General features: G+C 70.5%; 25 protein-coding genes and 1 pseudogene. 10 read left to right on the forward strand and 16 right to left on the reverse strand.

Going from position 1 to position 24,431, the window contains the following annotated elements; genetic code table 11:
* Window positions 1–8: 8 nt before the first annotated feature.
* Window positions 9–1,118: a glycosyltransferase gene (locus tag M3Q35_RS31105; protein ID WP_273936103.1), complete on the reverse strand. Its 1,110-nt coding sequence runs from the start codon at window positions 1,116–1,118 to the stop codon at window positions 9–11.
* The gene (locus M3Q35_RS31110) at window positions 1,109–2,233 is read right to left on the reverse strand and encodes a glycosyltransferase family 4 protein (RefSeq protein WP_273936104.1); all 1,125 of its coding nucleotides are present in this window, start codon (window positions 2,231–2,233) and stop codon (window positions 1,109–1,111) included. Before M3Q35_RS31110 ends, M3Q35_RS31105 begins: the two co-directional genes overlap by 10 nt.
* 177 nt (window positions 2,234–2,410) lie before the next feature.
* On the opposite strand from M3Q35_RS31110, the gene M3Q35_RS31115 reads away from it, so the two are divergent.
* The gene (locus tag M3Q35_RS31115) at window positions 2,411–3,280 is read left to right on the forward strand and encodes an inositol monophosphatase family protein (RefSeq protein ID WP_273936105.1); all 870 of its coding nucleotides are present in this window, start codon (window positions 2,411–2,413) and stop codon (window positions 3,278–3,280) included.
* Here the strand turns inward: M3Q35_RS31115 and M3Q35_RS31120 are convergent.
* Window positions 3,213–3,719: a DUF3592 domain-containing protein gene (locus M3Q35_RS31120; protein ID WP_273936106.1), complete on the reverse strand. Its 507-nt coding sequence runs from the start codon at window positions 3,717–3,719 to the stop codon at window positions 3,213–3,215. The genes M3Q35_RS31115 and M3Q35_RS31120 overlap by 68 nt on opposite strands.
* A gap of 564 nt (window positions 3,720–4,283) precedes the next feature.
* On the opposite strand from M3Q35_RS31120, the pseudogene M3Q35_RS31125 reads away from it, so the two are divergent.
* Window positions 4,284–5,026: pseudogene (locus tag M3Q35_RS31125) on the forward strand (isochorismate synthase).
* On the opposite strand, the gene M3Q35_RS31130 reads toward M3Q35_RS31125, so the two are convergent.
* From M3Q35_RS31130 to menD, 3 genes are all read right to left on the reverse strand, one after another.
* Window positions 5,023–6,429: an alpha/beta hydrolase gene (locus M3Q35_RS31130; protein WP_273944520.1), complete on the reverse strand. Its 1,407-nt coding sequence runs from the start codon at window positions 6,427–6,429 to the stop codon at window positions 5,023–5,025. The pseudogene M3Q35_RS31125 and the gene M3Q35_RS31130 overlap by 4 nt on opposite strands.
* A 252-nt stretch (window positions 6,430–6,681) precedes the next feature.
* Window positions 6,682–8,181 (reverse strand): M1 family metallopeptidase, encoded by a 1,500-nt coding sequence (locus tag M3Q35_RS31135; RefSeq protein ID WP_273936107.1) that lies wholly within the window; start codon window positions 8,179–8,181, stop codon window positions 6,682–6,684.
* Between the two features lie 88 nt (window positions 8,182–8,269).
* Window positions 8,270–9,907 (reverse strand): 2-succinyl-5-enolpyruvyl-6-hydroxy-3-cyclohexene-1-carboxylic-acid synthase, encoded by a 1,638-nt coding sequence (gene menD, locus M3Q35_RS31140; protein WP_273936108.1) that lies wholly within the window; start codon window positions 9,905–9,907, stop codon window positions 8,270–8,272.
* 18 nt (window positions 9,908–9,925) lie between these two features.
* On the opposite strand from menD, the gene M3Q35_RS31145 reads away from it, so the two are divergent.
* From M3Q35_RS31145 to M3Q35_RS31160, 4 genes are all read left to right on the forward strand, one after another.
* A complete protein-coding gene (locus tag M3Q35_RS31145) occupies window positions 9,926–10,837 on the forward strand; it encodes a 1,4-dihydroxy-2-naphthoyl-CoA synthase (protein WP_273936109.1) in 912 nt (303 codons plus the stop codon).
* Entirely contained in the window at window positions 10,837–11,973 is a 1,137-nt protein-coding gene (gene menE / locus M3Q35_RS31150; RefSeq protein WP_273936110.1) for an o-succinylbenzoate--CoA ligase, read from the forward strand. Before M3Q35_RS31145 ends, menE begins: the two co-directional genes overlap by 1 nt.
* An 88-nt stretch (window positions 11,974–12,061) precedes the next feature.
* On the forward strand, window positions 12,062–13,015 hold the full coding sequence (locus M3Q35_RS31155) for a hypothetical protein (RefSeq protein WP_273936111.1): 954 nt from the start codon (window positions 12,062–12,064) through the stop codon (window positions 13,013–13,015).
* Window positions 13,016–13,059: 44 nt separating this feature from the next.
* A complete protein-coding gene (locus M3Q35_RS31160; protein ID WP_273936112.1) occupies window positions 13,060–13,938 on the forward strand; it encodes a 1,4-dihydroxy-2-naphthoate polyprenyltransferase in 879 nt (292 codons plus the stop codon).
* Between the two features lie 65 nt (window positions 13,939–14,003).
* Here M3Q35_RS31160 and M3Q35_RS31165 read toward each other — a convergent pair whose 3' ends face one another.
* The 3 genes from M3Q35_RS31165 to M3Q35_RS31175 are packed head-to-tail and all read right to left on the reverse strand — an operon-like array spanning window position 14,004 to window position 16,598.
* On the reverse strand, window positions 14,004–14,960 hold the full coding sequence (locus tag M3Q35_RS31165; protein ID WP_273936113.1) for a Gfo/Idh/MocA family protein: 957 nt from the start codon (window positions 14,958–14,960) through the stop codon (window positions 14,004–14,006).
* Window positions 14,961–14,976: 16 nt separating this feature from the next.
* Window positions 14,977–15,639 carry a DUF899 family protein gene (locus M3Q35_RS31170; RefSeq protein WP_273936114.1) on the reverse strand — a complete coding sequence of 221 codons (663 nt, stop codon included), beginning with the start codon at window positions 15,637–15,639 and terminating at the stop codon, window positions 14,977–14,979.
* Window positions 15,639–16,598 carry a TIGR03086 family metal-binding protein gene (locus M3Q35_RS31175; protein ID WP_273936115.1) on the reverse strand — a complete coding sequence of 320 codons (960 nt, stop codon included), beginning with the start codon at window positions 16,596–16,598 and terminating at the stop codon, window positions 15,639–15,641. Before M3Q35_RS31175 ends, M3Q35_RS31170 begins: the two co-directional genes overlap by 1 nt.
* Before the next feature lie 86 nt (window positions 16,599–16,684).
* Between M3Q35_RS31175 and M3Q35_RS31180 the strand changes: the two genes are divergently transcribed.
* Window positions 16,685–17,011, forward strand: a complete 327-nt coding sequence (locus M3Q35_RS31180; protein ID WP_273936116.1) for an ArsR/SmtB family transcription factor — start codon at window positions 16,685–16,687, stop codon at window positions 17,009–17,011.
* Entirely contained in the window at window positions 17,008–17,463 is a 456-nt protein-coding gene (locus tag M3Q35_RS31185; RefSeq protein WP_273936117.1) for an SRPBCC family protein, read from the forward strand. Before M3Q35_RS31180 ends, M3Q35_RS31185 begins: the two co-directional genes overlap by 4 nt.
* A gap of 8 nt (window positions 17,464–17,471) precedes the next feature.
* Here the strand turns inward: M3Q35_RS31185 and M3Q35_RS31190 are convergent, their stop codons facing one another.
* The 4 genes from M3Q35_RS31190 to M3Q35_RS31205 all read right to left on the reverse strand — a co-directional run bounded on the left by M3Q35_RS31190 (window position 17,472) and on the right by M3Q35_RS31205 (window position 19,729).
* Window positions 17,472–17,603, reverse strand: coding sequence for a type II toxin-antitoxin system PemK/MazF family toxin (locus M3Q35_RS31190; protein ID WP_337960491.1), 132 nt, complete (start codon window positions 17,601–17,603; stop codon window positions 17,472–17,474).
* 316 nt (window positions 17,604–17,919) lie between these two features.
* Window positions 17,920–18,996: an L-cysteine desulfhydrase Cds1 gene (gene cds1 / locus M3Q35_RS31195; RefSeq protein WP_273936119.1), complete on the reverse strand. Its 1,077-nt coding sequence runs from the start codon at window positions 18,994–18,996 to the stop codon at window positions 17,920–17,922.
* Window positions 18,993–19,250 carry a DUF4229 domain-containing protein gene (locus tag M3Q35_RS31200; protein WP_273936120.1) on the reverse strand — a complete coding sequence of 86 codons (258 nt, stop codon included), beginning with the start codon at window positions 19,248–19,250 and terminating at the stop codon, window positions 18,993–18,995. Before M3Q35_RS31200 ends, cds1 begins: the two co-directional genes overlap by 4 nt.
* Before the next feature lie 11 nt (window positions 19,251–19,261).
* Window positions 19,262–19,729: an Lrp/AsnC family transcriptional regulator gene (locus M3Q35_RS31205; protein ID WP_273936121.1), complete on the reverse strand. Its 468-nt coding sequence runs from the start codon at window positions 19,727–19,729 to the stop codon at window positions 19,262–19,264.
* A gap of 239 nt (window positions 19,730–19,968) precedes the next feature.
* On the opposite strand from M3Q35_RS31205, the gene M3Q35_RS31210 reads away from it, so the two are divergent.
* Window positions 19,969–20,202, forward strand: a complete 234-nt coding sequence (locus M3Q35_RS31210) for a BldC family transcriptional regulator (RefSeq protein ID WP_043721356.1) — start codon at window positions 19,969–19,971, stop codon at window positions 20,200–20,202.
* Between the two features lie 62 nt (window positions 20,203–20,264).
* Entirely contained in the window at window positions 20,265–20,456 is a 192-nt protein-coding gene (locus tag M3Q35_RS31215) for a hypothetical protein (protein ID WP_043721353.1), read from the forward strand.
* 90 nt (window positions 20,457–20,546) lie between these two features.
* Here the strand turns inward: M3Q35_RS31215 and M3Q35_RS31220 are convergent, their stop codons facing one another.
* From M3Q35_RS31220 to resB, 3 genes are all read right to left on the reverse strand, one after another.
* Window positions 20,547–21,854: a MinD/ParA family ATP-binding protein gene (locus M3Q35_RS31220; protein WP_273936122.1), complete on the reverse strand. Its 1,308-nt coding sequence runs from the start codon at window positions 21,852–21,854 to the stop codon at window positions 20,547–20,549.
* A gap of 87 nt (window positions 21,855–21,941) precedes the next feature.
* On the reverse strand, window positions 21,942–22,898 hold the full coding sequence (gene ccsB, locus M3Q35_RS31225) for a c-type cytochrome biogenesis protein CcsB (protein ID WP_273936123.1): 957 nt from the start codon (window positions 22,896–22,898) through the stop codon (window positions 21,942–21,944).
* The gene (gene resB, locus M3Q35_RS31230; RefSeq protein WP_273944521.1) at window positions 22,898–24,430 is read right to left on the reverse strand and encodes a cytochrome c biogenesis protein ResB; all 1,533 of its coding nucleotides are present in this window, start codon (window positions 24,428–24,430) and stop codon (window positions 22,898–22,900) included. Before resB ends, ccsB begins: the two co-directional genes overlap by 1 nt.
* Between the last annotated feature and the right edge of the window lies 1 nt (window position 24,431).

Consider the following 24,431-nt stretch of genomic DNA (forward strand, 5'->3'; position numbering starts at 1 on the left):
AGCCTATGTCACCTCGCGCGCAGCGCGGCCAGCATCCCGTCTACGGCGGCCGGCCAGGGGAACTCCTCGGCCCGCGCGCGGGCGGCGGCCCGACGGTCGGGCTCGGGGTCGGCCAGCAACGAGGCGACGGCGGAGGCGAAGGCCGGGGCGTGGTCGGAGACGGCGGCGCCGCAGCCGGGGGCGACGATTTCCCGCAGGGCAGAGGAGGCAGAGACGACAACCGGGGTGCCGGAGGCGAGGGCCTCCAGCGCGGCCAGGCCGAAGGTCTCGTGCGGACCGGGGGCCAGTGAGACGTCGGCAGAAGCGAGGAGGGTGGCGACGCGGGGACGTGACGACACGAAGCCGAGGAAGGTGATCGGCAGGCCGGTGGCCCGGCGTTCGAGGGCCTCGCGGCGAGGGCCGTCGCCGGCGATGACCAGGCGTACGTCGTGCCCGGATTCGTGCAGCTCAGCGACGGTGTCGACGCTGCGCTCGACGTGCTTCTCGGGTGAGAGGCGGCCGCAGTGGACCATGAGGGTGCCGGCGCCGCGGGCGAGGTCGTCACGCAAAGCGGCATCGCGCCGGCAGGGCGTGAACTCGCGCAGGTCGACGCCGAGCGGGACGCGGCGGACGTTGGTGGCGCCGATGCGGTCGAACTCCTCGCGGGCGAAGTCGGTGGTGCAGACCACGGTGTCGTAGCTGGCGGCCATCCGCCGGTTCGCCCAGTCGGCGCCGGCCACGGCCGGTCGCCGCGGCACGAGGAACTGCTCCAGCAGCCGGTCCAGGCGCTCGTGCGAGATGACGACGCTGGGCACGCCGTGCTGACGGGCCCAATGCCCCATGCCGCGCAGCGTGAGCCGGTCGGAGACCTCCAACCGGTCCGGCCGGAGCCGGTCGAGCAGGGTGCGCACCCGCCACGGGTCGACGGCCCGATAGCCGCCGGTGCCGGGGATGACCGGTGCGCGAAGGGTGATCCGCCGGACGCCGCTGGGCAGCCGCTCGCACGACGGCGTGCTGCCGGGGACGACGAGGAAGACCTCGTGGCCGTGCCGGGCGTAGCCGGCGCCGAGGTGGTGCAACGCGGTGCGCAGCCCGCCCGAACGTGGTCCGTAGAAGTTGGCCAGCTGGACTACGCGCACCGAGACTCCGGCTGGTCGAGCAGCTGGGCGTAGTGCCCGAGCAGCTCGTCGCAGACCGCGGGCCAGGTCCTGGCCTGTACGGACCGGCGCGCGGCCGCGCCGAAGGCGGCCCGGGTGGTGTCGTCACGCAGTAGCTCGATGCTGCGGCGCAGACCGGCGGCGAACTCGTCGTCGGCCCACGGCGGCAGCAGGAAGCCGGTGCGACCGTGGTCAATCAGGTCGGACGGGCCGCCGGCGTCGGGGGCGAGTGCGGGCAGACCGGAGGCGAGCGCCTCCTGCACGGTCTGGCAGAACGTCTCGTGCGGGCCGGTGTGTACGAAGACGTCCAGGCTGGCGTACACCTTGGCCAGCTCCTCGCCGGTGCGCAGGCCGAGGAACGCGGCACCGGGCATCTTGTCCCGGAGCAGCTGTTCGTCGGGGCCGGCGCCGACCACGACCACGCGGACGCCGGGCACGTCGTTGAGCGCGGCCAGTCGGTCCACGCGCTTCTCCGGGGCGAGGCGACCGACGAAGCCGACGAGCAGCTCGCCGTGGGGCGCCAGCTCGCGGTGCAGGCGGTCGTCGCGCTTGCGCGGGTCGTAGCGCTCGACGTCCACGCCGCGGCCCCAGCGGTGCACCCGCGGCACGCCGCGCTCGCGCAGCTCCCGGACGGCCCAGGTCGACGGGGCGAGGGTGCGGGAGGCCAGGGTGTGCAGCCGCTTGGTCCACCGCCACGCGGTGCGGGCGCCGAGGCCGAACCCGTACGAACCGGCGAAGCCGGCGATGTCGGTCTGGTAGACGGCGATCGTCGGCAGGCCGAGCTTGCGGGCAGCGGACAGCCCCCGTGCGCCGACCACGAACGGCGAGGCCAGGTGCACCAGGTCCGGCTTGAAGTCGGCCAACGCCGTGAGCACCCGTCGGGTCGGCACGCCGACCGGCAGCGAGGTGACGAACGGGAAGTCGACGGCCGGCAGCCGCACGACCGGCGTGTCCTCGTGCCGGTCGGGGCCGGGCCCTGGACAGACGACCAGGCTCTGGATCCGGTGCCGGCGCAGGTGCGCCAGTACCTGGACCACGGAGTTGGTCACCCCGTTGACCTGCGGCAGGAAGCTCTCGGTGACGATCGCGACGCGCACCCGCCCAGCGTCCGCGCCCCGCCCGTACACCGGGTGGCCGGTTGGCGAACGCTGCCCGAAATCCTCAGGTCAGGGATTCCGCCCGACTCGGCCGGCCCGCAGACTTGATCTGGTGATCCCCGGGACGACACCTGCGCTTCTCGTCAGCGACACCGAGCGCGTTCACGCTCGGGTGGCGTGACCCTCTTGTCCTCCCGATCGATTCAGCCGGTTGACCCCGGGCTGCTGTCCCGGGCACTGGAGGTCGCCGGCCGCCTGGCCAACGACGCCTCCGACGTGATCACGGCGACGGCCGGCCGGGGCGCGCGGCCGGAGTCCAAGGACTCCCCGTTCGACTGGGTCACCGACACCGACCGCACGCTGGAGCGCCACACCCGCCGCGTGCTGGCCAGCGAGTTCCCCGGCATCCCGGTGCACGGCGACGCGTACGGCGCGGACGAGGAGATCGACGCCGCGCCCTACCGCTGGGTGGTCGACCCGGTCGACGGCACCACCAACTACGTGGCCGGCATCCCGTGGTGCGCCTACAGCCTGGCGCTGCTCGACGAGCACGGACCGGTGGTCGGCGTGGTCGCCGACCCGTACCGGGCCCAGATCTACGCCGCCGCGCGGGGCCGTGGCACCCGGGCCAACGGCACGCCGGTCAAGCTGGCCGACAAGTCCGAGGTCGCCGGGGCCGTGATGTGCACGGAGTGGACCAAAACCGGTCCGTGGCCGGGCATGGACAACTTCATCGCCCGCGCGGCGAAGGCCCGTGCCGGCGTGCGGGTATTGGGTTCGGCGGCGCTGTCCGTGGCGCAGGTCGCGCTGGGGCATGCCGCCGCGGCCGTACTGCACGGCTATCACGAGTGGGACGTCGCCGGCGCGGTGGCGCTGGCCGTGGAATCCGGCGCGGTCGTGCTGGACCGGCGCGGCTCCGGTGATCCGCTGCCGCTGGACGGCCTGCTGGTCGCGGCCCCCGGCGTGGCCGACGAGGTGCTCACGTGGTGGCAGGAGTCCTTGGACGTCGCAGCCACCAGATCAGACCCGCAGCGACTGCCCACGTGATGCCGACCAGCATCCCGAACGGCAGGAACGTCAGCCGGTAGTCCCGGCCGGCCACCCGGACCAGGTCGTTCGGGTGCGCGGTGTCGTACTCGACCTGCACGCGCTGGCCCGCCTGGAGGTCCTGCGGGTAGAGCACGCCGTTGAACGGGCTGTGGGCCGCGCCGTCGGGCGTGGTGAACCTCACTACGGTCCGGTCGAAGGCCGCCGAGAGCACGTCGGCGTCGGCGTGGCCCATGCGGGATTCGATGGCGTGGTCGTCCCGCCAGGCCCCGACGATCAACAGCAGGCTCATCACCGTGAGCAGCACTGCCGTGCTCACCACTGCGATCAGCCAGGCACGACGGCCGGGCGTGAGCTTGTCCAGGCCGAAGAACACCCAGCGTGACCGCCGAGGCGCGGCCGTGTCCGCCGGTCGGGTCGCGACTGCGTTCTCCACCACAGCGCCCGAGTGTAGGCCCGCTCGGAGTCACGGTCCGGCGGAGTGCGCTCTACGCTCGAAGGCGTGATGACCGCTCCGAACGCCAGTGCCACCGGTCTCCGTGCCCGCAGCCGGGTGGTGGCGACCGACGAGGACCTGCTCCGGCTGCTGCCGTCGGCCGACGGCACGCTGGCCTGGGTGCTGCGGGGCGAGGGTCTGGTCGGCTGGGGCGAGGCGGCGCGGTTCGAGCCGTCCGGCGCGGACCGGTTCGAGCAGGCCGACCGCTGGTGGCGGGACTACGCGGCCGGCATCGACTGCGTCGACGAGGTGGGATTGCCCGGCTCGGGGCCGGTCGCCTTCGTGAGCATGGCGTTCGCCGACGACCCCGGCTCATCGGTGCTGGTGGTGCCGCGGGTGCTGGTCGGCCGTCGGGACGGCATCACGTGGGTGACGGAGATCGGCGAGCCGGCGGAGAGCCCGTTCCACACGGTCGAACCGGTGCGGAAGCCGGCCACCATCCGCTACTCCGAGGGCGAGCTGTCGGTCACCGACTACCGCGATGCCGTCGCGCAGGCGGTGGGCCGGATGCGGGCCGGCGAGCTGGACAAGGTGGTGTTGGCGCACGACCTGGTGGCCAACGCCGACGAGGCCGTCGATCCGCGGTTTCTGCTGCACGGCCTGTCGGCCAAGTACCCGAGCTGCTGGGTCTTCTCGGTGGACGGCCTGGTCGGGGCCACGCCGGAGATGCTGATGCGGCGCAAGGACTCGCGGGTCTACTCGCGGGTGCTGGCCGGCACCATGTGGCCGCACGCCGGCGTGGATGCCGACGAGCTGGCCCAGGAGCTGTTGGCCTCGGCCAAGAACCAGGGCGAGCACACGTACGCCGTGGAGTCGCTGGCCGAGGCGCTGCGGCCGTTCTGCTCGTCGATGTCGGTGTCGCCGCGGCCGCACGTGCTGCGGCTGCCCAACGTGATGCACCTGGCCAGCGACGTCGCCGGCGAGCTGGCCGGCGAGTCCTCGCTGCTGCGGCTGGCCGGCGCGGTGCACCCCACCGCCGCCGTCGGCGGGACCCCCGGGCCAAGGCCGTGGCCACGATCACCGAGCTCGAAGGCATGGATCGCGGCCGCTACGCGGGCCCGGTCGGGTGGGTCGACGCCAACGGCGACGGCGAGGTCGGCATCGCGCTGCGGTGCGCCCAGATCGAGGGAACGTCGGTGCGGCTGTTCGCCGGCGGCGGGGTCGTGCCGGATTCCGATCCCGACACCGAGGTGGCCGAGGCCGCCGCGAAGATGATCCCGATCAGGGACGCCCTGGAGCGCGCCGACTAGCAGCGCACGTCGCCGGCCGGTTTCGTGCCGTCGACCAGGAACTTGGTCGTCAAGTTGTCGAGGCAGGCGTTGCCCGTCAACAGATACGCCCCGTGGCCGCCTTCGTCAGCCGTGATCATCCGGGCCCGGTTGCCCAGCGCCTTGCGCATGGCCATGGCTCCCTCGATCGGCGTCGCCGGATCGCGTTCGTTCTGCACCAACAGGATGTTGGATGGCCCGTGGTCGGTGATCCGGGTCGTCGGCTCGGCCTGCTGGTACGGCCAGAAGGCGCAGGGCGGAATACTCGCCGGCATGCCGGCCGTGAGCGGGTACTGCTGGCGGTCCTTCAGCACATCTCGTTGGTACATGGCGACATTCCTCGACCACTTCGAGTCGTTGCACCAGATCGCGAAGGCCCCCGGCAGGATCGTCGCGATGGCCGGGTTGATCTGCACCGCGTCCGCGTTGCCTGCCTGCACCGCCTGCCACAGCTGCGCGAGGTAGGGGAAGGTGATGGTGTTGTACAGGTATTCCCGGGTCTGCTCGCGGAAGGTGTTGCCGGACACCGGACCCGTCTTGGTCTGCATCGGCTTCTGGTCCAGCTGCGCCGCCAGCGCGAAGTAGGTCGCCCGTACCGCGTCGGGCGTCGCGCCCAGGTGGAGCGTCGCGTCCTGCGCCGCCGCCCAGCTCTCGAAGTCCGGGAACCGCTCGGCCGTGCCGACCGCGAAGTTCCGGAACGTGTTGCGCCAGTTGCCACTCGGCTCGTTCACGCTGTCCAGCACCACCCGGTCGGTTCGCTGCGGGTACATCGAGGCGTAGACCGCGCCGAGGTAGGTGCCGTATGACGTGCCGTAGTAGGAGATCTTCTGCTCGCCGAGCATCGCTCGGATCCGGTCGATGTCCCGGGCCGTGTTGTTGGTCGTGACGTACTTCAGGTTCGGGCCCGAGGCGTCCGAGCACTGCTTGGCCAGCATCTTCGCCTCGTCCGCGGCCGCCCCGATCGACCCGTCCGGCGCCGGGTACAGACCCAGCTTGCCCAGGTCCAGCTGGTCCGGCGTGAACGCACAGGTCACCGGCGCACTCTGACCTGTTCCGCGCGGGTCGAAGCCGATCAGGTCGTACTCGTCCGTCACGCTCGTCGGCAGGGCCGGCGCCAGCTGCGCCGGCATCTGAATGCCCGGCGAGCCCGGTCCGCCCGGGTTCATCACCAGCACCCCGCGCCGCTGCCCCTTGGCCTTGAGCCGCGACACCTCGATGCCGATCTTCGCCCCGTCCGGGTGCTGGTAGTCCAGCGGCACCTGCACCGACGTGCAGTCCAGCGGCACGCCGCCGATCGGACACGGTTGCCACTGCGGTGGTTCCGACATTCCCCCTGTGGTCAGGCCGGCCGCCATCGCCAGCGTGACCACCATCTTTGTGAACATCACTGCATCGACTGTCCCAGAACTTCGTCGAGGATGACCGTCGATACGCACGAACGGGCTGGCCTGGTACGGCCTGCGGCTGCGCGACGGTGGCCGACGCCTGTGGATCAGGCTGTGGACAACTCCGTGGATAACTCGAAAACCTGTGGATAACTTGCCGGTAGCTGTTGACAACGGGGGCAGAGGCTGTGGGCAGAACGACGGCGCTCGCCCGGCCACTACAGGCCGGACGAGCGCCGATGGGCCGGAGGGTCAGTGGTTGGCGGAGGACAACAGGTCGCGGGTGCGGTCGATCTGGGCCGCGGACTTGGGCTTGACCGAAGTCGTGTGGGCGGCGAAGGAAGACGCCAGGGCGGGCTTGGCCGGCGTGAACAGCCACTGCTGGAACAGGTCGTGCAGGGGCTTGCCGGAGACCTTCTCGGCGATGCCGATGAACTGGTTGATGGTGCCGTCGCTGTACTCCCGCGAAGCGACCCACGCCTTGAGGATGGCGAAGAAGTTGTCGTCGCCGACGGTGGTGCGCAGGGCGTGCAGCGCGAGCGCGCCACGGGTGTAGACGCCGAAGCCGGAGAACTGGTGGTCGGCGCCGGGGTCACCGGTGAGGATCTGCCAGCGGGCGTCGGAAGCCGGGTAGAGGTTGTAGTAGTAGTCGAAGAGCTGCTGGGCGGTGCCCTCGCCCTCCTTCTCCGACCACAGCCACTCGGCGTAGCTCGCGAAGCCCTCGTTGAGCCAGATGTTGCTCCACCGGTTCACCGACACGGCGTCGCCGAACCACTGGTGGGCGTTCTCGTGCACGATCACGGAGACGTCGGAGCCGCCGTTGAAGAACGCGGGTGTGTAGACGGGACGGGTCTGGGTCTCCAGGGCGAAGCCGAAGTCGACGCCGGGCACGACGCCGCCCTGCGCCTCGAACGGGAAGGGTCCGAACAGCGAGGATTCCCAGGCCAGGACCTCGGGGGTGCGCTCAACGGAGGCGATGGCGGCGTCACGGTTGGCGCCGATGGCGGTGGAGTAGGCGCTGATGACGGGCTTGCCGTCGGGCCCCGTGGTCCGCCGGATCTCGTACTTACCGATGGCGATGAAGGTCAGGTACGTGGCCTGGGGCTTGGTGCTGCGCCAGTTCCACCGGGTCTGCCCGAGCCTGCTGGGCGAGCTGACGAGCGTCCCGTTGGAGATCACCTGGGTGCCGTCGGGCACGGCCACGGACACGTCGTAAGTGGCCTTGTCGGTGGGGTGGTCGTTGGCGGGATACCAGAACGCGGCCATGTGCGGCTCCTGCACGGCCTGCGCGCCGTCGGGGGTCCGCAGCCAGTCCTGCTCGCCGTTGATGGTGACCTGCGACGGAATCCCGTCATACCGAACGACGACGGTGATGGGGCTGCCCTTGGCCAGGTACGTGGCCGGCGTGATGACGAGCTTCGCTCCGGTACTGCTGTACGTGGCCGGCACGTTGTTGACGAGCACGGAATCGGTGTGCAGACCGAAGTCGAACGAGAACTGCGACAGGTCCTGGGTGGCAGTGGCCAGGATGGTCGCCGTGCCGCTGAGCTGATCGGTGGACGGCTGGTACTGCAGGCGTAAGTCGTAGTGGCCGACGTCGTAACCGGTGTTGCCGTCGGTCGGATAGTAGGGGTCGCCGACGGTCTGGCCGCCGGGCGCGGGCGCGGCGACCGCGGTGCCGGCGAGCAGCAGCCCGGCGACGGTGGTCGCGAGCGTGACGAACACGGTGGATCTCAAGGCGAACCTCCCCATTCGGGCCAATAAGCCCGAACCTAGAGAGACCGCTTCGAAGGCACTACCCAACGTTAGTAGGGTCCTACGCAGCGAGATCGCTTGACAGCTACCAGGTCTCGTTGATCACGGAGCGCAGTCGCGAGTGCAGTTCTCGCAACCGAGAGCGATCGGCGCGGACCTCGATGACCCGGATGCCGTCGGCCGGGGCGAGGGCCTCGCGGAGTTCGCCGGCCGTGCTGACGAGCGCGTGCGGCACGTGGTAGCCGGCACACAGGGCGGCCAGGTCGGCGCCGTGCGGCGTGCCGAAAACCCGCTCGAACGAGTCGGCGTGCTCGGCCGAACCCTGCTCCAGCAAGGAGAAGATGCCGCCGCCGTCATCGTTGAGCACGACAACGGCCAGGTTGGGCCGAAGTTCGTCGGGTCCGATGAGCAAACCGTTGACGTCGTGGAGGAAAGTCAGGTCGCCGACCAGCGCGTAGCCGTACTCGGCGCTGAGGCTGGCCCCGACGGCACAGGACAGGGTGCCGTCGATGCCGGCCAACCCGCGGTTGGAGAACACGCGCAGGTCGGCGCGGTGCGGGGCGACCAGGTCGACATCGCGGACCGGATTGGACGACCCGAGGAAAAGCGTTGCGCCGTATGGCAAAGCCTCCACCAGCGTCTGAGCGACGTGCAGACCGGTCGGCCACGGCTCGTCGGCCAGGAACTTGTCCACGGCGGACTTGGCGCTGGCGTCGGCATCCTGCCACCGGGACAGCCACGCATCGCCGAAACTGGGCGGCGACACCGCCAGCGGACCAGTGACGAAGTCGGCTTGGTGCTGCGGATCAGTCCACTGTGGATACTCGGAGATGACGTGCACGACCGGGGTTTCACGAATGACCCGCTGCACCCCACGGCTGAGCGACGGATGCCCGACGACCAGCAGCGAATCCGGACGCAGCTCCGAAGGCAGGCCGGCAGCCAACATCAGGGATCCGATGGCGATGGTGCCCTCGGCGGCGAAGGCCAGCGGCTCGACGATCACCGGCCAGCCCGCGGCGGCGGCGAAAACGCTGGTGGCACGGGCTACTTCCGGCGAAACGTCGCCGATGACGACCAGGGTGCGCTCGCCGAGGTGCCCGATTTCCGTTGCCCCGGCAAGGCCTTCCGCCAACACAGCAACCGTGGTCCAAGGTCCGTCACGACCGTCGAGCGACTCGGGCCAGTCGTCGGAGCCGTCGGGCACCAACGGTTCCCGGAACGGGACGTTGAGGTGCACCGGACCGTCCGAACGCAACGACCGGCAGATCATGCCGCGCCACACCGCGTTCTGCCCGGCCCGACGCTCGGCCATCGGAAAGTCCACAGTCGACACCAGAGCGCCGAAAACCCCGTGCTGCACGGTCGTTTGACTGGCCCCGGAGCCGACGAGCTCGATCGGACGGTCGGCGGTCAGGGCGATCAGCGGCACATGGCTGTGCGCGGCCTCCAGCATCGCGGGATGCAGGTTGGCCACGGCCGTCCCGGACGTGCAGACCACGGCCACCGGACGTCCGGTGCCACGGGCCAGGCCGAGCGCGAAGAAGCCGGCCGACCGCTCGTCGATGCGGACGTGCAGCGTCACCTGACCGGCCACGGCCGCGGCGTGCAGGGCGATGGCCAGCGCCGCATTGCGTGATCCAGGACACAGCACGACCTCGCGCACGTCGTTGCGGGCGAGTTCGTCGACCAGGACACGAGCCTGCGCGGTGGACGGGTTCACGCGCCTATTCTCCCAGGTGTGCCTGATGAACACGTGTCCGACTTGTTCGACCCGAGCGCGTGGCGCGCCGTCGACGGCTTCGACTTCACCGACATCACCTATCACCGCGCGGTTGACCAGGGAACGGTCCGCATCGCGTTCAACCGGCCGGAGGTGCGCAACGCCTTCCGTCCGCACACGGTCGACGAGCTGTACGTCGCGCTCGACCACGCCCGGATGTCCTCCGACGTCGGCTGCGTGCTGATCACCGGCAACGGACCGTCCCCGAAGGACGGCGGCTGGGCCTTCTGCTCCGGCGGCGACCAGCGCATCCGTGGCCGTGACGGCTACCAGTACGCCAGCGGCGACACCGCGGACACCGTCGACCGGGCCCGGGCCGGCCGCCTGCACATCCTGGAGTGCCAGCGGCTGATCCGGTTCATGCCCAAGGTCGTCATCGCCGTGGTCCCGGGCTGGGCCGCCGGCGGCGGGCACAGCCTGCACGTGGTGTGCGATCTCACGCTGGCCAGCGCCGAGCATGCCCGGTTCAAGCAGACCGACGCCGACGTCGGCAGCTTCGACGGCGGCTACGGCTCGGCCTACCTGGCCCGCCAGACCGGCCAGAAGTTCGCCCGCGAGATCTTCTTCCTGGGCCGGCCCTACACCGCTGAGCAGGCCCACCAGATGGGCATGGTCAACGCGGTGGTGCCGCACGCCGAGCTGGAGCGCACGGCGCTGGAGTGGGCCCGCGAGGTCAACGGCAAGTCGCCGACCGCGCAGCGCATGCTCAAGTACGCCTTCAACATGATCGACGACGGCCTGGTCGGCCAGCAGATCTTCGCCGGCGAGACGACCCGGCTGGCCTACATGACCGACGAGGCGGTGGAGGGCCGCAACGCCTTCCTGGAGAAGCGGGACCCGGACTGGTCCGACTACCCGTACTACTTCTGATGTCCCGCGAGCTGCGGGCGCTGCCCGTCCCGACGCGGCCGGCCGACGTGCTGGCGCTGCTGCCGACCCTGGCGGCGGCGCTGACCGGCGACGGCCCGGCCCTGCTGCCGGTCACCCCCGATGAGCCGGGGCTTCCGGCCGCATTGGGCGTGGACGATCCGGTCGACGACCGGATCGCGCTGGTGATCGGCACGTCCGGGTCGACCGGCGCACCGAAAGGCGCTTTGCTGGCGTCTGACGCCATCAAAGCCTCAGCCATGGCCACGCATGCCCGGCTCGGCGGGCCGGGGACGTGGCTGCTGGCGATGTCGGTGCGCTACATCGGCGGCCTCCAGGTGCTGGTCCGCTCGCTGCTCGCGGGCACGGAGCCGGTGGTGGCCGACCTCACCGACGGTTTCCGTGCGGAGAACTTCACCAAGGCGGCCTTCACGGCACTGAACACGCCCGGCCGGCACTACACCGCCCTGGTGCCGACCCAGCTGACCCGGCTGATGGCCGACCGCGACGCCCTCGAAGCGCTGCGAGGCTTCGACGCAATCGTCATGGGCGGCGCGGCCCTGTCGGACGCCGCCAGGCAGCGCTGCCGTGACGAGGGCGTCAACGCCATCCCCTCGTACGGCATGAGCGAGACGGCCAGCGGCTGCGTGTACGACGGCGTGCCGCTGGACGGCGTGGAGATCCGGCTGAGCGACGGCCGGATCGACATCAGGGGCCCGATGCTGGCCGACGGCTACCGCAACTTCGACGGCCCGTCCCCGTTCGTCGACGGTTGGTTTCACACCAGCGACCATGGCCGCTGGGCCGAGGACGGCCGGCTGGAGGTGCTCGGGCGGCTCGACGACGTGATCAACACCGGCGGCGTGAAAGTCGCTCCCGCGCTGGTCGAGCGGGCTCTCATGACGGTCAAGGGCGTCGAGGACGCCTGCGTGGTCGGCCTGCCGGACCCCGAGTGGGGCCAGATCGTTGCCGCCGCCGTGGTCGCCGATCCCCTGCCGAGCGAGCAGCAGCTGCGCGACGCCGTGCGGGAACAGGCCGGCCGCGCGGCGGTGCCGAAGGTTGTTCGTTTCCTGCCGGCGCTCCCTCTGCTCGGCCCGGGCAAGGTGGACCGAGCGTCCCTCAGGAAGGCACTCGGCTGACCGGCAGACGTGACCGGCGACAATGTGAGCAATTCACGGGCACATCGCCCTATCGCGTTGAGTAGTCACGAAGTCACCGATTCCCTCGGTGCATGCGGAAGACACCCTGCTCCTGGCGGCGGCAGCCGCCCTCACTCTGGCGGCGGCCGCACCGGCCACCGCCGCGACGAGCACCACCTGGACGGCCGATCTGGCGTCCCACAACGAGGACAACAGCAACGTCAGCAATGCCGACGGCACGGTCCGGCTGGCCGGCGGCGAGGCCCACGCCGCGACCGACACACCGGACCTGCGGACCGGGATCATCATGTTCGACCCACGGCAGCTGCCGGCGAAGTCGAACACGGTGTCGGCCACTGTGGACGCGAGCGTGCCGGGCGACTCGGAACTGGCGGTCGACGTGCGCGGCCTGCGCGACGACGGCCAGTGGACCGAGTGGACGGAGGCGACCCCGGACGCGCCGGCGGTGCTGCCCGAGGCCAGCGCGACCGTGCAGGTCCGGATGATGCTGACCGCGCCGGCCGGCTCCACCGGACCGCTCGCCCGCAAGCTGACGCTGACCGCCGGCACCGCGATGACCGCGCAGGCGGCCCCGCTGGCCTCGCGGTCGTACAAGGTGTTCGCCACCCGAGAGGGCCTGGTCGGCGGCACCACGGCCAACGGCCACAAGATCAAGTCACGGGATCACTTCGTCGCCCTGCCGTCGGGGAAGTCCTTGTCCCCCAACGGCAAGACGACGTACAAGGTGAAGGTGTGCGCGGCCAACGGGCGTTGCGAGACGGCCCCGGTGTGGGACGTCGGCCCGTGGAACACCAAGGACGACTACTGGAACCCGGCAGCCAGCCGGCAGTCCTGGAAGAACCTGCCGCAGGGCAAGCCCGAGGCGCAGGCGGCCTACCAGAGCGGCTACAACGGCGGCAAGGACCAGTTCGGCCGCAAGGTGGCCAATCCGGCCGGCATCGACCTGGCCGACGGCACCTTCCTGGACGGTCTCAAGCTGACCGACAACGCCTGGGTGACCGTGACCTATCTCTGGACATAGGCCCTGGTTGACGGGCGGCCGTGGCCGTGTCGGAAGATGACGGCATGGCCACGGTCGCACAGTGGATCGAGGGTGCCCGACCGCGCACCCTGCCCAACGCCATCGCCCCGGTGCTGGTGGGCAACGGCGCCGCCGTCGCGCTGGGCGCGTTCGACGTGACGCGGGGGGTGCTCACCCTGGTGGTGGCGCTCGCGCTGATCATCGGCGTGAACTTCGCCAACGACTACTCCGACGGCGTGCGCGGCACGGACGACGTCCGCGTCGGCCCGCTGCGGCTGGTCGGCTCCAAGGTCGCGAAGCCGCAGACCGTGCGCCTGGCGGCATTCGTCTGCTTCGGCGTCGCGGCCGTCGCCGGCCTGGCCGTCACGGTGCTGAGCGGCTCGTACTGGCTGATCGCCGTCGGTGCGCTGTGCATCGCGGCGGCCTGGTTCTACACCGGCGGCAAGCGCCCGTACGGCTATGCCGGTCTCGGCGAGCTGGCCGTGTTCATCTGCTTCGGCCTGATCGCCGTGCTGGGCACGCTGTACGTGCAGGCCGGGGCGTTCAGCGGCTACGGCATCGGCGGTGCGGTGGCCATCGGCTGCTTCTCCAGCGCGGTGCTGGTGGCCAACAACCTGCGTGACATCCCCACCGACACCGAGGCCGGCAAGCGCACGCTGGCCGTGCTGATCGGCGACCGGGACACCCGCAACCTGTACCTGGCCCTGATCCTGGTGCCGTTCCTGGTCAGCATCGTGGGCAGCCTGCGCGACGGCTACCTGCTGCTGGGCTTCCTGGCCCTGCCGCTGCTGGTCACCAGCGCCCGCAAGATGATCATGGGCGCCAAGGGCAAGGCCCTCATCCCGGTGCTCCGGGACACGGGCCTGGCCATGCTGGTCTGGGCCATCGCCACCGCCGCCGGCCTGGCCCTGGGCGCGCACTAGCTTTTTCACATGCGCTTCCTATGTGGCATCTGATGCCACATAGGAAGCGCATGTGGCGTTCCTGGTTAGTGCTGGGCGAGGATCGCGTCCATCGTCTCCATGATGGAGACGGTCTCGTCCAGGGGCATTAGCGGACTCTCGAGGTCGCCGGCGGCCAGCCGCAGGGCCACCTCGTCGGCCTGGTGCCGCAGGCCGCGGCCCTCGTGCACGGACGGGATCACGGTGGGCTCGCCGTCCCGCGGCGTCAGCGTGACGGCGGCCGGGGCGTAGAAGGCGCCGTCGATCTCGATCCGGCCGTCGGTGCCGACGATCGTCGCCCTTGTCGGGCTCTTGGCCCGCAACGTGCAGGTCAGCACGGCCTGCGCGCCGGAATCGTAGCCGAAGATCATCGAGGTCTGACCGTCCACGCCGGTGAAGGCCGGGTCGATCATGGACACGACGCGGTCCGGCTTGCCGAGCACCATGGACGCGAAGGACACCACGTAGACGCCCAGGTCGAGCAGGGCGCCGCCGCCCAGCGCCGGCGCGAACAGCCGGTGCTCGGCGTCCTCGGCGAACCACTGCCCGTGGTCGGCGGTCACCGTGACGATGTCGCCGATGGTGCCGACCAGCTCGCGGACGCGGCGGATCCCCGGCAGGAAGCGGGTCCACATCGCTTCCATCAGGAAGACGTTGTTGTCCCGCGCCACCTTCACCAGCTCACGCGCCTCGTCGGCGTTCATCGTGAACGGCTTCTCGACCAGCACCGGCTTGCCGGCGTGCAGCGCCAGCAGGGCATTGGCGTGGTGCATCGGATGCGGCGTGGCGGCGTAGACGGCGTCGACATCAGGATCGGTGGCCAGGTCTTCGTAACTGGCGTGCCGGCGCTCGATGCCCAGTCGGTCGGCGAAGGCGTCGGCCGACGCCTGGCTGCGCGAGCCGACGGCCACGACCGTGCCGGAGTCGGTCAGCGCGAGGTCGGCCGCGAAGGCCCCCGCGATCCCGCCCGTGCCCATGATTCCCCACCGCACCGGATTGCCCACCGCGCGTGCCCTCGTCTCAGGTTCGGTTCCCGCTGACGAGTCGACCGTAGTCGAGGCCGGCGTACCAGTCGCCCCTCCCGGCCGGCGTGAGGTCGAGCAGGTGCCACACCGGGGCCATCAGGTCGATGCCGCGTTCCTGGATGTCCTCGGACATGCGGGGCCGGGCCGTGTAGTGGTGCCGGATCGCGCCTTCGCCGTCACGGGCGAACACCGAGATCGTGGAGTCCTGGTTGCCGTCCTCGTCCTCGCTGCGCAGATCACGCTTGAACGTGTTGTCCCCGCAGGAAAGCAGCCGCAGCTGGTCCCAGCCGCGCTCGCGGCCGTAGCGCTGGAGGTCGTCCGGCTCGGCCGCGGCGGCCACCGCGAAGTCGGCGTTGCGCGCGATGTGCTGGGCGACGCCGTTGAAGCCGTCGATCCACATCGTGCACATCGGACACGGCGTGGTCTGGGCCTTGCCGTACATCAGGTGGTAGACGATCAGCGGCCGGTCGGTGACGAGCTCTTCGAGCGTCACCGTGCCGTTGTTGAAGGCGTAGTTGGGCATCACCGGCCCGGGCGGCAGGTCGCGGCGCTGCTGGGCGACGCGTTCACGTTGCCGCATCAGCTCGATCTCGGCCAGCCGCAGTTCCTCGCGGGCCTTGCGGTAGTCGTCGGATTCGGCCAGGTTCGTGTACTCCATCAGGCAGCCCTTCCGGTGAAGGCGACGAGACGCTCCAGCGTGCTCGCGTCGGGGCCGGTCGGCACCTCGGCGGCGAACATCTCGCCGTCCCGCATCGGCGGCTCGATGATCGCGCGCACCAGCTCGAGGACATGCTTCGCGACCTTGTCGTCCACGGCCGGTTCTACGCCGACCGGCCGGGCGAAATCCCAGGCGTGCACGAGGAGTTCGAGCGCAACGATGGCCGCGCCGCGCTCAGCCGGCAGCTCGCCGAAGGGCGCGGTCACCGTGCCGGCCAGGCCTCGCTGCCGCCAGGCTTCGATCGCGCGGAGGCCGGCGTCGGCGACCCGCTCCTCCGGCGGGCCGGCGGCCTCCGGCTCGAACGGGTGGCCGGCCAGGCCGGCGAGGCCGGTCATCGAGCCGATCAGGTGCTCGACCAGGTCATCGACCGTGAACTTGGGACAGGGCGTCGGATCGGCGCCGTGCTCGGTGCCGATGCTCCGCAGCGTCCGCAGGCAGACGGCCAGCGATGCCTCGGCGGCATCGATGGCATTCGCGTCCTCGCCGAGGAAGTCAGGACCGGCGTCGCCGGTCGTCGTCACGGCGTGCAGGCGCTGGAGGTAGTGCTCCCAGCCCTCGGCGTGTCCCTTGGCCTGCACGTCGGACAGACCCTCGTGGACCAGCCGAACCGTTGTGCCACTGGGCAGCGGCGCCAGCACGATGTCCACAGTGGACGACAGCGGTGGCACCTCGTCGTTGCCCTCCCAGCCCCAGAGGTAGCTCAGCCGCCGCGGCTCGACCGCCGCGACGACGCCGACGGCGGTGTGTCCCGGCGCGACCAGCCAGCGGAAGTCGCCGCCCGCTCGCAGGTCCGTACGGCCGGCGATCAGCTGCCACCGCCGCAGCCGGGCCGGCTCGGTCAGCCAGGCGTAGGTCTCCTCGACGTTCGTCGGCACCTGCACGCTCACGTCCACGGTCATCTCCGGCTCCCATCTATTTTAGTCGCCGCTAAAGTTAGCCCCGGGGCGACTCGCCCGCAAGCTTTAGTCGGGGCTAAACTGCGCCCGTGGACGCGCTGCACGCTGTCGCCGAACCACGCCGGCGGGAGATCCTGCGCCTGGTGTGGGACGCCGAGCGCTCGGCCGGCGACGTCGCCGCGCACTTCGACGTGACGTTCGGGGCCGTGTCCCAGCACCTCGCGGTGTTGCGCAAGGCCGGGCTGGTCAGCGTGCGCAAGGACGGCAACCGGCGCCTCTACCGCGCCGACCGCGCCGCGCTCGGGCCGCTCGCCGCCTGGCTCGAGTCCATGTGGTCCGCCGAACTGGACACCCTCGCCGCGCTGGCCGAGCAGGTCGAGCGGGGCAACGCCGAACAGGAGGGACGGTCGGCATGACCGAGCCGTCGACGCAGGCCCCCGAGCTCGTGGTGGAACGGCGGATCAACGCCACGCCGCCCACCGTGTTCTCGTTCTTCACCGACCGCGACCGCTGGCTGTCGTGGCAGGGTGAGGAGGCCGAGATCGACCCCCGCCCCGGCGGCGTGTTCCGGATGAACGTGCGCGAGGGCAACGTCGCCGCCGGCCACTTCGTCACCGTCGACCCGTATCACCGGATCATCTTCACCTGGGGCTGGGAGGCTCCCGACAGCCCCGTGCAGCCTGGTCAGTCCACAGTGGACATCACCTTGCGCCCGGACGGCTCCGGCACCCTGCTCACCCTGACCCATCGCGGGCTGCCGCTGGAGCTGTTCCAGTCGCACGGCATCGGGTGGAACCACTACGTGGACCGGTTGCTGGTGCGCGCCGAGGGCGGCGACCCCGGACCCGACATGGGCGCGGAGGAGTAGGGCGGGAGCTACAGCGCGAGATGCAGCCGTAGGGCGTCGTCGAGCTGCTTCATCGTCTCACCGGGCAACTCCCCGATGCGGCCGTGCAGACGGTCGGTCGACACCGCTCGCACCTGTTCGCGCATCGACGAAGCCGACATCTTCCTCCGGCAGGCTCACACTGATCTTCATACCGGGAATGCTGCCAGCGGTAGGAACCACAATGGGAACATGCCTCGCACCGGATGAGCGCCTACCCGAAGCACACGCGCCGCAACGGCCCGCCGTCCGAGGACGGCGGGGTCGGCGCACCGGAGAGGGCGGGCGGGTGGGGCACAAAACGCACACACACAGGCGAAGCCTTGGAGCGTCGGCACCGACGCACCTGCCATCAGTCGGCGAGGCCGTCGGCGACGGTGACCTCCCAGGCGTCGTCCGACCACTCGGCCCACGCCAGCAGCTAGGCCTCGTCGAGGCTCAGGTCGTCCATTCGCCGGTGGCGAAGAACTTCTCCAGGGTCTGGGTGTGCGGGCGCAGGTCGAGGCCCTGGGCGGCGACCCAATCGTCGTCGTAGTAGGTGTTCTCGTAGCGCTCGCCGCCGTCGCAGAGCAGGGACACGACGCTGCCGGGACGGTCGTGGCGGCGCATGCCGGCGATGATCTGGAAGGCGCCCCACAGGTTGGTGCCGGTTGAGCCGCCGACGCGGCGGCCGAGCAGGTCGCGGACGTAGCGGATGGTGGCGATGGACGCGGCGTCGGGGACCTTGATCATGTGGTCGATGACGTCGCCGACGAACGACGGCTCGACGCGCGGCCGGCCGATGCCCTCGATGCGGGAGCCCTTGCAGCCGGTCAGGGTGGGTGAGACGGACTGCCACGCGTCGTAGAAGACCGAGTGCTCGGGGTCGACGACGGCGAGACGGGTGCAGAGCCGCCGGTAGCGCACATAGCGGCCGATGGTGGCGCTGGTGCCACCGGTGCCGGCCCCGACGACGACCCACGCGGGCTCGGGATGCTGCTCGGAAGCCATCTGGTCGAAGATCGACTCGGCGATGTTGTTGTTGCCCCGCCAGTCGGTGGCCCGCTCGGCGTGGGTGAACTGGTCCATGAAGTGCCCACCGAGCTCACCGGCCAGCCGCCGCGACTCGTCGTAGATGGCGCTGGGCTCGTCGACGAAGTGACACGTGCCGCCCTGGCGCTCGATCAGGGCGATCTTCTCGCGGCTGGTGGACCGGGGCATGACGGCGATGAACGGCAGGCCGAGCAGCCGGGCGAAGTAGGCCTCGGACACGGCGGTCGAACCGGACGACGCCTCGATCACCGGTGTGCCCTTGGTCACCCAGCCGTTGCAGATCGAGTACAGGAACAGCGACCGGGCCAGGCGGTGCTTGAGAGAACCGGTCGGATGAGTTGACTCGTCCTTGAGATAGAGCTGGATGCCCCATTCCGGCGGCAGCGGGAAGGTCAGCAGGTGGGTGTCGGCGCTGCGGTTGGCGTCGGCCTCGATGATGCGGACGGCCTCACGGACCCAGCTCCGAGGCGCGTCGGCGCTCATTCGGAGGACTCCCCACGCAGCTCGGCCCGCATCTTGAGGCGCTCGGCGCGGCGCTCGGTGAGCGCGGCGGCGATCCGCGCGTTCAGGCCGCGCAGCAGCACCATGGACAGCGGCCAGGCCAGCACGAGCCCGACCGCGATGGCGATGAGCAGCGGCACATGGGCGAGCGTGAGCAGGAACGCGATGACCACGAGCAGCCCGATCCGGGCCGCCGTGTACAGCGCGATGTCACGGCCGAAAGTGCTGGTCTCCACGGGTGTCCAGGTTACTCGGCCCGGACGCCGAGCTCCTCGGGGCTGTTGGGCCGGCCCTCGAACCGGGTGGACAGCACGACGGTGGTGTTGGTGCGGGCGACGCCGTCGATCTTGCGCAGCCGCCGCAGGGCCCGCTCCAGGTCGTCGACGGTGGCGACCCGCACCTTGACCACGAACGCCTCGTCGCCGGCCACCGCGTAGCAGGACTCCACCTCGGGCAGCCGGGCCAGCGCGGCCGCCACCTCGTCGTCGTCGCCGGTGTCGGACACGTGGATGCCGACCAGCGAGGTGACGTCCAGGCCGACCAGCCGGGGATCGACGACCGCGTGGTAGCCGGTGATCACGCCGGACGACTCCAGCTTGCCGACCCGCTCGTGCACCGCCGACGCGGACAGGCCGACCTGCCGGCCGAGGTCGGCGTAGGTGGCCCGCCCGTTGGTTCGCAGGGCGGCGATGATCTGACGATCCAGGGCGTCCATTGGAGAATCCTAGGACTTCACGGGGTGCAGACCGGCCGCGGCGTAGAACGTTCGCACAGAGGTGCACGGCCGACAGGCGCCCCTGCGGGCCGACCTGTGCAAACGTATGCACCGTTGCCCGTTTTCGTACCGTTTGGGCCTTACTACCTCTTTACCATCACCCAAGCGTTCGAGTACCCGCAGGGTGAGATGCCACGATGCGACCGGAACGCCCGAACCAAGCGACTGGGAGGTCGAGAGTGACCGCGACCGTGCCGCACCCCCGCCAGCACGCCGGAGAGCGCCTGCTCACCCCCGGCGAGGTGGCCACCCTGTTCCGTGTCGACCCCAAGACCGTCACCCGCTGGGCGACGGCGGGCCGGATCGGCTCCATCCGCACCCCCGGCGGCCACCGGCGGTTCCGCGAGTCCGAGGTGAAGACCCTGCTGGCCGAGCTGACCACCGAGGCCACGGAGCCGGTGCGTAACGCCTGAGCGGCACACCCCGAACCCACTGTTCACGAGATAGTCTCGGAGCAGTTGACCGGAGGTGCCGAATGGTCTACCTGCTCGCGGTGATCGGCGCGATAGCCGTTGCCTATCTGCTCTGGCGTGCATTCGGCTCGGACCGGGTGCACGTCGGCAGCAAGGCCAAGCGCGGCGTCGGCCCCGATGACGACCCCGAGTTCCTGCGCAAGCTGGCCGAGCAGGCCAAGCGTCACCCTGAGGACGGCAATCCGCCGGGCTGACGGACGGATGGCACGGCGAGCTGGGCGACGGCCGGATTCGGCCGCCCCCACCCCGTGCCGGCCGCGGCGAGCACCGCGGCCGGTGGACGGTCAGCGGGTGGGGAAGTCGTCGGCCACGGTGGCCGCCAGCTCCAGCAGGGCCAGCCGGGTGTCCGGGCTGAGCCGCTCCAGCTCGATCTCCGCGCCCTCTTCCAGGTGCGGGTCGAACGGGATACGCACGACGGCGCGGCAGCGGCTGGCGAAGTGCTGGGACAGCTTGTCCAGGTCCACCTTGCCGGCCCGCGGCCGAACCGAGTTGATCACGGCCACCGAACGCCGGATCAGGTCCCGGTAGCCGTGCGCCTCCAGCCAGTCGATGGTGGCCGACGCGCTGTTGGCGCCGTCGACCGAGCCGGAGGACACGATCACCAGCGAGTCGGCCAGGTCCAGCACGCCGGCCATGGCCGAGTGCATCAGGCCGGTGCCGCAGTCGGTGAGCACGATGTTGTAGAAGTGCTCCAGCAGGTCGACCACGCGCCGGTAGTCGTCCTCGCTGAACGCCTCGGAGACGGCCGGATCCTGTTCGCTGGCAAGGACTTCCAGCCGGCTCGGGCCCTGCGAGGTGTAGGCCCGCACGTCGCTGTAGCGGGTGATCCGCTTGGCGTCGCGCAGCAGGTGCCGCACGGTGGCGGTGGTCTCCAGCGGGATCTTCTGGGACAGCGTGCCCCGGTCCGGGTTGGCGTCGACCGCGATCACGCGGTCGCCGCGCAGCGAGGAGAAGGTGGAGCCGAGCGTGGTGGTGGCGGTGGTCTTGCCGACGCCGCCCTTCAGGCTCAGCATCGCGATCTTGTAGCAGCCGCGCAGCGGCTGGTTGATCCGCGCGATCAGCTCGCGGCGGCGCACGTCGGCCGGGCTCTCGCCCAGGTTGACCAGCCCGCCGGACATCTGGTGCAGGCTGCGCCGCCAGCCGGACTGCGGCGGCCGCTTGTTCTGCTTGATCAGCTCCTGCGGAGACAGTGCATTGTGACCGGGCCCAGCCTGCTGCTGCCCGTACTGGGGCGCCTGCTGGCCGTACTGCGGCTGCTGATATCCACCCGGCTGGGCGTAGGGCTGCTGCGGATAGCCCGGCTGCTGCGGCTGCTGTTGGGGCTGCTGTTGAGGCTGCGGCTGGGGCTGCTGGGACGGGTCAACCGGGTACGGCCCGGACTGACCGCCACCGACCGGGTAGGGACCGGACTGGCCGCCACCAACGGGATACGGGCCCGACTGGCCGCCACCGACCGGATACGGACCGGACTGACCGCCGCTGACCTGGTACGACCCGGAGGACGACGGGTCGACGGGGTGCGGACCGGACTGGACGGCCTGATCCTGGCCGGGCGACTTCCAGCCCTCGGACTCATCAAAACGACCGGTCACCGCTGGGGTCCTCCCTGCGCTAGCGGATCGAGACCTCCCCGTCCGTTGACGACGGTAGTAGGCGCGTTGCGCCGGGTCGACACGGGGTCACGCCACTCCGGCGTAGGAGTGCAGGCCAGAGGTCACCAGGTTGATGAAGAACAGGTTGAACACCATGGACGCGAAGCCGATCACGTTGATCACCGCCGCGCGGTTGCCGCGCCAGCCGGCGGTGGCCCGGGCGTGCAGGTAGACGGCGTAGATCACCCAGGCGATGAACGCGCAGGTCTCCTTGGGGTCCCAGCCCCAGAACCGGCCCCACGCCGACTCGGCCCAGATGGCGCCGCAGATGATGGCGAAGGTGAACAGCGGGAAGCCGACCACGGTGACCCGGTAGGCCAGCCGGTCCAGCACCTCGGCCTTGGGCAGCCGGGCGGCGAAACCGGCGAACCGGCCGTCCTTCTCGTACGCGGCGCGGAACAGGTAGAGCAGGCTGGCCACGCCGGGCAGCAGCAGCAGGCCGCTGGAGATGGACACCGCGGTGACGTGGATGGCCAGCCAGTACGACTGCAGCGCCGGCTGCACCGGGGCGGCCGGGGTGTACAGCGCGGTGCCGCCGAGGAACAGCAGCACGACGATGGGCAGCAGCACCCACACGCTCAGGCGGCGGATGTCGAAGCGCTTGGCCAGCACCAGCCAGCCGATCACGGCGAACAGGCAGACCGCCGAGCCGTACTCGTACATGTTGCCCCACGGCACGCGGTCCGTGGCCAGGCCGCGCAGGATCACCGCGGCGGCGTGCAGCAGCACACCGAGCACGTTGAGCGCGAAACCCATGCGCCCGAGGCGATCGGCCCGCGGCGAGCTGGTGACGACCACAGTGGACTCGGGGGCGGCGGTCTCGGACGCGCCGCCGCCGACCGCGGCCAGCTCGCGGGCGGCCTGTCGCCTCGTCTTGGTCATGGCCTGCTCGACCAGGTAGAACACCATGGCCAGCACGTAGATCACGACCGCGGAGGCGTAGCTCCAGTCGCTGTAGCGCGCCAGCGTCTCGTTGACCGGCATCAGGTGTCCTTCTTCCCCGTCAGCAGTTCAGCGGAAAGCCTGGTGAATTCCTCGCCGTAGCCCGCTTGGTCCGTGCGGGCCAGGCCGCCGACCTCGACCACCGTACCTTCACCCGAAGGTGTCACCCGCAGCCACAGCCGGCGGCGCTTGACGGCCAGCGAGCCCATCAGGCCGACCAGCATCAACACCGCGAACACGAGCACGAAGTCCTGGCTGGGGTCGTGCGAGACCTGAAGCCCGACGAACTCCTGCACCTTGTCGAACTTGACCTTGGTGCCGTCCGGCAGGGCGATCTCCTGGCCCAGCTTGAGGTTCTTCATCGCCTTCTGCACCAGCCGGCCCTGGTCCACCATGGACTGGTCGATGGTGAACAGGTTGTGCGCGTAGCCCGAGTTGTTGCCGAGGTCGCCCTCGTAGACCTGGACGGCGACGGCCGGGTCGTTGGCCGCCGGGTACACCGAGGACATCAGCGTGCCGTCGAACAGCGCGGTCGGCGCGAACAGGCCGGTGATGGCGATCTGGTGCTTGCGCAGCTCGGTCTCGTCGGTGGTGTTCGGCGGGTCGAACGTGGTGGTGCCGCTGGACAGCATGGTGCTGAGGTCGCTGGGGTTCCACTGGATGGCCTTGGTGCGGGTCTGGCCGTCCGGGAAGGTCACCGTGAACTGCGGGGCGTAGCCGTGGCCGAGCAGGTAGACCCGGTCGCCCGAGGTGCGCAGCGGATGGTTGGACCGCAGGTCGTAGGACTGCCACTGGTCCGAGTTCAGCTCGGCGCCGGTCTGGTACTGGAGATCGGTGTCGAAGCTGTTGGCCTGTCCGTCCGGCAGGTAGGTCGCCTTGAAGCTGTTCACCTTGATGCAGAACGGATCCAGCTCGGTGCCGTCGACCTTGAGGCCGGGCGAGAAACTGTCGTAGGCGAACAGGCCGGAGTTGCAGAACTGGCTGCCGTTGGCGATCACCGCGACCTGGCCGGAGTAGCCGAACAGCTTGCCGAAGGCGAAGGCGACGATCAGGCCGAGCAGGGCGAAGTGGAACAGCAGGTTGCCGGTCTCGCGCAGGTAGCCGCGCTCGGCGCTGATGGTGCGGACGCCGTTCTCCTCCTCGCGCACCACCGTCCGCCAGCCCCGCAAGCGCTTGCGGGAGGCCTCGACCACGTCGTCCACCGAGACGTCCACAGTGGACTCGCCGTGGTGCGGCAGCCGGGACAGGTTGCGCGGGGTGATCACCGGCTGCTGCCGGGCCTGCTTGGCGTACTCGAACATGCGCGGCGTCAGGCAGCCGACCAGCGACACGAACAGCAGCACGTAGATGGCCGAGAACCAGACGCTGGCGTAGACGTCGTAGAACTGGAGCGTGTCCAGCAGCCGACCCCACCAGCCGTGCTCGGTGATGTAGTCGCTGACCTTGCCCGCGTTGAGCTGCCGCTGCGGCAGCAGCGCGCCGGGCAGCGCGCCGAGAGCCAGCAGTGCCAGCAGGATCAGCGCGGTGCGCATGGCGGTCAGGCCACGCCAGGTGTTGCGCAGGTACGCGAACATG

It is taken from the genome of Kutzneria chonburiensis (assembly GCF_028622115.1).
GTDB lineage: Bacteria > Actinomycetota > Actinomycetes > Mycobacteriales > Pseudonocardiaceae > Kutzneria > Kutzneria chonburiensis.

Excerpts from the sequence above, each read along its gene's own strand:
- M3Q35_RS31130 (WP_273944520.1), bottom strand. The coding sequence starts at position 6,429 with ATGTTCACAAAGATGGTGGTCACGCTGGCGATGGCGGCCGGCCTGACC.
- M3Q35_RS31135 (WP_273936107.1), bottom strand. The coding sequence starts at position 8,181 with ATGGGGAGGTTCGCCTTGAGATCCACCGTGTTCGTCACGCTCGCGACC.
- menE (WP_273936110.1), top strand. The coding sequence starts at position 10,837 with ATGTCCCGCGAGCTGCGGGCGCTGCCCGTCCCGACGCGGCCGGCCGAC.
- M3Q35_RS31160 (WP_273936112.1), top strand. The coding sequence starts at position 13,060 with ATGGCCACGGTCGCACAGTGGATCGAGGGTGCCCGACCGCGCACCCTG.
- M3Q35_RS31170 (WP_273936114.1), bottom strand. The coding sequence starts at position 15,639 with ATGGAGTACACGAACCTGGCCGAATCCGACGACTACCGCAAGGCCCGC.
- M3Q35_RS31175 (WP_273936115.1), bottom strand. The coding sequence starts at position 16,598 with ATGACCGTGGACGTGAGCGTGCAGGTGCCGACGAACGTCGAGGAGACC.
- M3Q35_RS31185 (WP_273936117.1), top strand. The coding sequence starts at position 17,008 with ATGACCGAGCCGTCGACGCAGGCCCCCGAGCTCGTGGTGGAACGGCGG.
- M3Q35_RS31190 (WP_337960491.1), bottom strand. The coding sequence starts at position 17,603 with ATGTCGGCTTCGTCGATGCGCGAACAGGTGCGAGCGGTGTCGACCGAC.
- cds1 (WP_273936119.1), bottom strand. The coding sequence starts at position 18,996 with ATGAGCGCCGACGCGCCTCGGAGCTGGGTCCGTGAGGCCGTCCGCATC.
- M3Q35_RS31205 (WP_273936121.1), bottom strand. The coding sequence starts at position 19,729 with ATGGACGCCCTGGATCGTCAGATCATCGCCGCCCTGCGAACCAACGGG.
- M3Q35_RS31215 (WP_043721353.1), top strand. The coding sequence starts at position 20,265 with ATGGTCTACCTGCTCGCGGTGATCGGCGCGATAGCCGTTGCCTATCTG.
- ccsB (WP_273936123.1), bottom strand. The coding sequence starts at position 22,898 with ATGCCGGTCAACGAGACGCTGGCGCGCTACAGCGACTGGAGCTACGCC.
- resB (WP_273944521.1), bottom strand. The coding sequence starts at position 24,430 with ATGTTCGCGTACCTGCGCAACACCTGGCGTGGCCTGACCGCCATGCGC.